An 8,050-nucleotide genomic window follows, 5' to 3' on the forward strand; every position below is an offset into this window, starting at 1 on the left:
GCTTCCTCCTTGAAGTTGGATAAAAAATGGTCGCACCAACAGCTACCATCTAGCGTTGAATAAAGCATTCATATCAACAACTGGAGGGGTATAAATATCTGCAGTGGGTGGAGCGGGTGGTGGTTTTGGCGGGGAAGGTGGCATGACGATCTTGCGGGACACTTGTGTGGCTTGGCCGCTTGCCACTTTACGGCCAAGATATTCCACCCGGGTATCGCTGCCGATATAGAACGCACGTGGCCAGCCGTAGCCGCCCGGGGTGGGTTCGTGGAAAGTGGGGGTACGGAACCATGCACGTGAGTCATGCATGTAATCATCGAAGAGCGTGCACGCGGCTTCGTTCGCCTTCATGGCCTGCCATGCTGTTTTGCTGGTGCACTCTTTCAAAAACGGCACAAAGTCTGGCTCCGGCATCACGATGCCGTCTAATGCCATTGCTTCGAGGCCGGATTGCGTCATGATCAGTAACTTGGCACTGGCAGGGGGCACGTTGTCGGGGTGAAGTGGATCAGCATGCCGGATGCTCCATCTTTCAATGGTCTGGGCCATTTTCGTGGGGGTCAGATCTACCCTGATTGTCTCCGTCGTAGTGGAGTGGATGACGCCCAAACCCGGCTGCTGTTCGGGATACAGATAGCCAAGCAACAGCTGGAATTCTTCGTTGCCCTCAAGCAGATCCTTTTTATCCTGGGGAAGGATATCGCCGACGTCCCCGCCAGGGGGCATGCTGCCTTCGGGCTTTCCTGCGACACCGTCCATCACTTTGGCGCGCCCGTCGGGGGTTTGCAGGAGATTGGTCAGCTTGTCCAGTTCTGCCCGGGTTTGTGAACGTTGTGCCCAGATCTCTTTGCCACTTTGAGTGCTTTGGTCCACAAACACGCCACCCATCTGATTCTGGGCCTGTTGACTCAGCTTCACCTGCTGCTTTTCCAGCGACCGGATTTTGTCCTCGTACTGTTTCTGGAGCACGGGTCGCTGAGCACCAGATTCCGGTGCGTTTTTGTAAAAATCCTTCCCGGTGATGTAATCAGACTTCTGTGCCCGCAAGGTGTGCCAGGCCATGCTTTGTTTGAAGCCATATGTCAGGGCAGCTTCAATATCTGAAAAGTCAGGGGTCTGACTAATCCAGTCGTTTACTGCTTTTACCAGGTTCTCGTCCACCCGGAAGTCCGCCTGCAATTCGGCGGACATCTGTTCTTTAAGGCGCAACGGCACGCCCGCCTCCAGCGCGGCTTTATACATGTAATGCAAGGGGATCTGCCCCATCTTCAGACTCAGGTTCCTCCCCAGGGGAGAGTTCGGCGCGCCAGTTGAAAGTAGGGATTTGCGGGCTTTGCCCTGGTCACCGGGCGGATACCCGCCGCCGACATCCGAGTGCACACCGGGGCAGCCAATTTCCTGATGCTTGGCGGCATATTCCTTGCCCATACGGATGGTATCGAGCGGAAAACTGCGGCGTTGCTCATTGATCGCCACCATATGCAGACAAGGGACATTTGGCGGTACATTCAGAGCCCCCTTGTTGCACCACGCCCAATGACCATCGAACCCTTCTGCACCCAGTACCGTGCGCAGACCATCTACCCCGCCAACCGACGCAACGGTGTCAAAAATGCCCAGAAAACTCACCTCATAGTCGATCACTCCGGCAAGTTTCTGGCTTGTGCCCCACTCTTTCATCAGCTGTGACACAAATACCCGAGCCCCAGCCGCCCCGCGGGAAAAACCAAACGCGCTGATCCACACCTTGCCAACCTGCTTGTTTTTGGGCGCTTGCTGCTGGGTCTTGGCCAGCTTGGCCAGCTTGTCTGCAATCAGGTTACGGCCTGCCGCATAGTCATAGGCAATCAAGAGCGGGCCACTCAAGGCCCGGCGTACCGACATGCCGGTGCGCTGCACATCCCACCAGGTGGCCGCAGTTCTGGCCTCATCATTGCTGAACAACGGGTTGGTACTGCGGGTAATGGCGTGATAGACCGCATTGAGCACCCGGGTGTACGCCCAGCCCACCCGCATGCCAAAGCCCACCGCAGTGCCCTTGCCCAGGGTGGAGTACGCGTCTTCTCCCAGCTCCCGAAACTGCGTGCCTACCCCCTGCAGATAGAACTTGTAGCGGCGTTCCTCACCTGTCAGCGCCGCACTTGCATTTTGTTCAGCCAGAGCTGCGCCTGGAGACAACCCCTCACTGGCCTCGAACAACCGAGCCACATTGGTATACGAGCCACCTCGCCGATCAAAGCTGCGATGGTTTGCCGTGCCGTCAAAAAACAGATTGACGAAAATCATCTGCGGGCAGGTGTCACAAACCTTCGGCTCTTTCTGGTTGCTGGATTTGAAACCATTGGCATGAGGAAAGAAGCCTTCTCCATTGGTATTCGTAGGGAACTTCTCCATTCGCTTAAATTTGCTCATGACCAACACCTATTCAGTAGTAGCGTATATCGCAAGGGCCTTCCGGAACGTCAGCCCCAGCACCTATCAATTTTTTGCATTGGGCTGCGGCAGCTTCGCAAAGCTTCTCTGCCTTTGATTGATCAATGCCGCGCTCATGCAGTGGCTGCATACAATTGCTAATGACCTTCTTTGCTTTATCCGATATGTCCCACCGTTCTTCCCTATCGCTATCTGCTTCATCCCTGGCTTTGCGCTGAGCTGGAGTCAAAGCGGCTTCCGCAGCTGCAGCCGAGGCATCTGCCGCCTGGGCTGCATCAAAGTCTTTTTGCCGCTCCGCCGTTGCCGCCTTGTCCAGTTCGCCCTGACCGGTAAAACCATCCTCCTTGTCGGTCAGGCCGGGTGTTTTCCAGTGTTTCTCCCCGTATTTCTTGTTCATGTCGTCAATAAAAATTTCGCTATTGACATAAACGCGCACCCGATCGTCAGGCAGGAAGGTCACGACCAAATCATAGGTACCACCGCCATATTCAGGAATCGGCACTTCTGCCCGGTACACATTCACCCCGCAGCTATTGGGCTTGGCATACATGGCACAGCGTTCCCGTTCCCAGTGGATGATGAACTTCAGGCCGGGCGTCCAGTTTCGGGGGAAGCGGATACAGCATTCCCCGCCGGTGCCGGTATAACGTTTGCCCGCTTCACTTTCGTAAACGCCGTTCATGCCACCCAGTTCACCCAGGTGGACGTCATAGCTGTTGTTGATCTGCACCCAGTTGACCGGGTACTGGGTGTAGTTGACTCCGGTGGCGTCACCCCCATCCGTATCGGAACCGGAGTGGGCGTCGCAGGCAGTGAGGCCAAGGATGCATAGAAGGATCATCAGAACGTTACGCATGACAGTCTTTCCTTGACGGCTGAGGCAACACGGTTTGTCAGTAGGCTGGAAATGATCTTTTGGAAGGGAATCATTTCAAAACCACCGTGGATGGATTTTTTGACTCCAGCAGTTTTTTTACTTGTACATAAAATTGCTCACGGCTTGATTGATCCTGATCGTGGGGATCGGTTTTTTCGAGCAGATTCCATATGGTTTTTCCATTTTTACTGCGTATTGCCGGATCTGCGCCAAACTGCAACAATGCCTGTATGCACTTCAACGTTTCCATATCGGTTTTATCTTTTTCTCTTTGAAAAGCTATTGCCGCATGTAATCCCGTATATCCTTCTCCATTTTGTTGATTGACATTTCCACCTTTTCCTATAAATAACTTGACTGTCTTTTGGCTAGGACACTCAAACAAGAGAGATTGATGCCAATCATCAACTACATCTGCGCGAGCCCCATGCAACAAAGCGTTTTTTACAGAATCATTGCGCGACTCCTGCCTGAAATAGGAGCCCCAATAAGCCGTCATTACCGTAGGGGATGTCATGGAATGGCTTTTGCAATAGGAATGAGTATCTTCAAACGTTGCCGGCAAATTTTTTCTGTTATTGGCTATCCATACTCCATCGATGGTTATTCCCGCAGAAGCCAAAGCATCCACGTGTTTCCAGTCACCCCAAAACGCATATTTATTAACAATAATCTGTTTGGCCTTAAGAACCATGTCGGCAGATATCGTTTGACTGGATATTTCAGATGCCTGTTCTAGGGTTTTTATTTTTCCAAGTTCTTTTTCAAAATCGCGATCCACCTGCGTATCTGCAGGAGATTTGTATCCAATAAAATCGTTGTAGTAGTCTGTCCGGTCACAAAAAATAGTGAGTATGTTTAGACTTTTATTTGAATCCAGGAGGCTTATCAATTCATCTGGATTTTGAGATTCAAGCGCCTCTTCAATGCTATTTTCTGCAGTAGATTTCAGCTGATTTTCTTGTTCAAGTATTTTTTCTTCTTTTGCGCTTTTATTTTCATAATGCCAATGCATTAGCAATGGATAGCCATAATTCAAGACAAAGAAGAAGGCAACGACACCGGTAATCCACGATTTCTTTTTCAGAGAAACACGAAGAAGTCTTTTGTAAAAAAAATATCCACCAAAAATAAAGCCAATTACCGCTGAAATTGGCGGTATAACAAACATTGCAGGTATGCCTATATACATGAGTAGCCAAGCAGTTTGTGAATTTGAGCTGGACATGTAGTTAACGGCAGCAAAAGCAACAACCGCGCATGCCGATACAGCAAGGAGGACACCAAGCAAGCCGCCAAACAGGCTAAACCCCTTCTTTTCTACTTCCAGACGGGGAAGGGCAGATTCTTTTTCATTTTTTGTCATGTCTAATGTCACTCCAACAATCCAGTGATTGCCAGATAAGGAGGCAGGTTCAGTACAATCAGACCAGGAAGTGCTTTAAGCGAGGTTTGCTCAGCCAGCAGGCTGTGCAAGACGGCCGTCGTTTCGGGCGTCCGGTCAAAGTCCTCACCATTGCAGCAGCAATATCTGCAGAAAATTTCAACGTCCCGCGTATTGCTGAATCCCCATGCGCGAGCACGTTTCGCATAGCGTTCCAGTTGTGCATGGCGCTGTGCGTAAGGTAGGCGGGCATCGATAAAGCCGCCTTTGGCAAAGCGATAAAGCATGTCTGCCGGTTGGGCATGCTCTATCAACTGGTCTTCCTGCGCTTGTGTGAGCGTGATTCGGGGCAGGAACGGCTGGCGCGGCCGGTTATAGCCCACGATTTGTTGCCACTCGCTTTCATGGGGCCGGTAATGCAGGTCGGCGAGCGGGGACAGGAAAGCCTCCCGAATCCCTGGCGACCAGATATTCAGCACAGCCGCGATGTTGCGCGCATCGAAATACCTGACCATATAACGCAGGCCTCCTTCCAGATCGGCATAGAGGAAGCCTTGCAAGTGACCGGCGAGTGACTCGATATCCATTGAGGTGCGAACGTGTATCAGGCAGGGATCTTGCCGATGCAGTTCGACAAGCGTTGTTAACCACGATGCGTCGGGGTCTTCAAGCTTCATCACGAAAAGTCTGGCGTCGCCTGGGTCGGCATCACGGGCTTTTTCGTCGAGTGTGCCTGCGTAAACGGAAGCCCATTTGAGTCCCAAGGTGTAGGTAACCAGAAATCCGATTTGCTCCGGATGCTGGGCGCCATCCACCACGACATAACTGCTGAGCTCGTTGGAAATTTCTTCCTGAGGATCAACATGAACGTGCTGATTCATAGTGTGCTCCACGTGACCGCATTCAAGTTTTAACGAACGTGCCGCCACTCTTGGCTGCATCCAGCAGACAGGGCAAGCAGACGTTACTGGGTTTGAACGTGGGCAAAGTCACCGGCATATGACCCGAGCCATTGAGGTTCATGGTGCTTTTGACGTCGATCGGATTGGGCGAGCCGATGGTGATGACACCGTTGGCGAGCTTGATATAGGCACCGCCACCATCCACCAGGGTGATGCTTTTCTTGCCCTGGATAATGATGTTTTCTTCGGTGCTGTTGATGTGCAGGTTCTTGGCTGCAGTCAGCTCCAGCTCATCTGACTGGGCCTGAATCTGGACCTTGCCCTTGTTGGCGATCAGCTTCATGCCCAGCTTGTGTGCACACAGGGTGATGGCCTCACCGGCAGCTACCGTGAATTTCTTCAGAATGCTGAAGTCAGCATTGCCGCCCGCAGAAACGATGTGGTTTTCCTGCGCACTGAGCTGGAGTGACTTGGGTGTGACTGCGGCAATGCCAGCCGGGGCCGAAAGCAGGATTGCGGCATCCTGCAGCGCTTTCAGCACCGAATCCATCTGCGTTTGCTGTGTGGACACGTCCAGCAAGTCCGCTTCTGCGACGCCATTGGCTTCCGACAGGGCCTGGGCCTGTTGCAATGCCCGTTGCAACTGCTCTAGGGCGGGCTGCATGTCCAGTTGCTTGCCGCCGGCACGACCTTGCTCATCGGCACTTAGAAACAGCCCCTTGCCGGACCGGACAGCACCCCAGCCATCGGTACGAAGTTCAAAGCCGTCACCGCGTTTTTCGCGACCGGCGTTCACCAGATGCCCAAGGTTTAGCTGGCTCTTGCCGTATTCAGTACTGACCTTGATGTGCTGTTGGTCGTCTTTATCCTCTAGCCGGATCTTGTTGTTGCTTGGCGTGCGAATGATGTTGCGGGTGTTGTTCTTGTTGGTAACGTGGTCTGGCTTGGTCTGGTCGTGCAAGGCATGGGCGATGTAGGGGCGGTCGATATCGCCGTCCACAAACGCCACTTGTACTTCTGTGCCATCAATTAGCGGAAAGTGCAGGCCGTAGGTGTCGCCAGAGTAGGGTTTGGCCAGGCGAACCGGGCGGCTGCTGCCGGCCGGGGGCCATTCGTTGTTGTCAAAGTTGAACGAAATGCGATAGCGGCCGGATTCATCCAGATAGGCGTTGGTATAACGGCTGGGGCTGGTAACGCGGGCCGGGATGGTGCCGGCGATCTTGGGTTTTTCAGTTTTGGAAGGCAGCCGGTATATGCGGTCCGCCGGGATGGCAGTGTACTCGTTGGTGTAGGCGTCTTTACGGTTGGCTTTGTGCTCTACAGAAACGATTACCCAGCCAAATTCGGCGTCCGGGTCCACCATATCGGGGCGGAAAACCTGGCCGGGGGTAAAAGCGATGACGTTGCCAATGCCAGAGGCGATGACTTGCTGCGCTTGTGCTGCTTCAAACCGCAATTTGCTGGTTGTTTTGCCCTCGTCGGGCGTTTTCTGGTGTTCGCCAAAGCGGTAATCCTTGCCGACAAAGCCGGGCTGACCGGGGTAGGCGCCGGTTTCGCTCCGTAAGGACTGGCCACCGGATTGGCGATAGTTGTAATCCTGGCGCTGAAAAGTGCCAATAACCGGCTGGACATGCACATTCAGCGAACGGATTGCCTCGGCTTGAGCAGGGCTTTCAAGGCCGGCACTGGCACGCTGCAAGGTGATATTCAGTGCCTTTTGATAGTGCGTTTGGTCGTCACCAAAAACGATGATCTCGCGATCTTCGGTTTGGCGAAAAAAATAGAACAAGCCGCATTCTTCACACAGTCGGCGAATAAAGGTCAGCCCATCTTCGCGGTAGCGGGTGACGTGTTCTTTAACCGGATAAGTGCCGGTGAGCTGGAAGACGAAGTCATTGCCTATCAAGCCGGCATCGCTACGCAGCGTGGCTTCGATAACGCCGGGCAAATCCAGGTTCTGGTGTAACACCGTATCGACATGGTTTTTCAAGCGGGCGAGCCGTGGCTCTAGCGTGAACTCGTAGACGGTCTCATCAATGGAGCTGGAAAGCCGGGCACTACCCGTAATAACGCCATGCCATTGCCTTGTTGGCTTGGTTGCGGCCAACGCGGAGAGGCTGTTATCCGGGTCTAGCGGTGTTATGGAAAAACTGGCAGGTTGATCCAGCAGCTTGAGCAGCGGTAACGCTTCGTCCGGGCTGGTGAGGCGGATCACCGCTTTATAGGGCCTACCTAACGATTCTGTGAGCTCAAAGGATTTAACGGATAACGCGGACTTAACTACAGGAACATCCAGCACATAGGCTTGGTGTGTTGGTCTGGCCCGGCCTCAACGGACACCGGGTTAAGCACTGAGTGCTGAATTACGCAGCTCGAATTCCGCCGGGGTCAGATACCCCAGCGTCGAATGGCGGCGATGATGGTTGTAAAACCGGATGTAATCGAACACATCCG

At 53.2% G+C, this 8,050-nt stretch carries 6 protein-coding genes; all 6 read right to left on the minus strand.

What is annotated here, in order from left to right; genetic code table 11:
• Positions 1 to 42: 42 nt before the first annotated feature.
• Positions 43 to 2,412 carry a DUF2235 domain-containing protein gene (locus P4L78_RS14940; protein WP_309328650.1) on the minus strand — a complete coding sequence of 790 codons (2,370 nt, stop codon included), beginning with the start codon at positions 2,410 to 2,412 and terminating at the stop codon, positions 43 to 45.
• A gap of 13 nt (positions 2,413 to 2,425) precedes the next feature.
• Positions 2,426 to 3,289, minus strand: coding sequence for a DUF3304 domain-containing protein (locus tag P4L78_RS14945; RefSeq protein WP_283149519.1), 864 nt, complete (start codon positions 3,287 to 3,289; stop codon positions 2,426 to 2,428).
• A gap of 70 nt (positions 3,290 to 3,359) precedes the next feature.
• On the minus strand, positions 3,360 to 4,676 hold the full coding sequence (locus P4L78_RS14950) for an ankyrin repeat domain-containing protein (protein WP_283149518.1): 1,317 nt from the start codon (positions 4,674 to 4,676) through the stop codon (positions 3,360 to 3,362).
• 8 nt (positions 4,677 to 4,684) lie between these two features.
• Complete coding sequence (locus tag P4L78_RS14955; RefSeq protein WP_309328642.1) at positions 4,685 to 5,623, minus strand: DUF4123 domain-containing protein; 939 nt, start codon at positions 5,621 to 5,623, stop codon at positions 4,685 to 4,687.
• Positions 5,598 to 7,895, minus strand: coding sequence for a type VI secretion system tip protein VgrG (locus P4L78_RS14960; RefSeq protein WP_309328643.1), 2,298 nt, complete (start codon positions 7,893 to 7,895; stop codon positions 5,598 to 5,600). Before P4L78_RS14960 ends, P4L78_RS14955 begins: the two co-directional genes overlap by 26 nt.
• A gap of 45 nt (positions 7,896 to 7,940) precedes the next feature.
• Positions 7,941 to 8,050, minus strand: a 110-nt coding sequence (locus tag P4L78_RS14965) for an IS3 family transposase (RefSeq protein ID WP_309328651.1), incomplete at its 5' end; no start/stop codon positions are given.

The organism is Silvimonas sp. (assembly GCF_031291215.1).
Taxonomy (GTDB): domain Bacteria; phylum Pseudomonadota; class Gammaproteobacteria; order Burkholderiales; family Chitinibacteraceae; genus Silvimonas; species Silvimonas soli.

Coding starts and splice junctions, on each gene's coding strand:
- P4L78_RS14940 (WP_309328650.1), bottom strand. CDS start 2,412: ATGAGCAAATTTAAGCGAATGGAGAAGTTCCCTACGAATACCAATGGA.
- P4L78_RS14945 (WP_283149519.1), bottom strand. CDS start 3,289: ATGCGTAACGTTCTGATGATCCTTCTATGCATCCTTGGCCTCACTGCC.
- P4L78_RS14950 (WP_283149518.1), bottom strand. CDS start 4,676: ATGACAAAAAATGAAAAAGAATCTGCCCTTCCCCGTCTGGAAGTAGAA.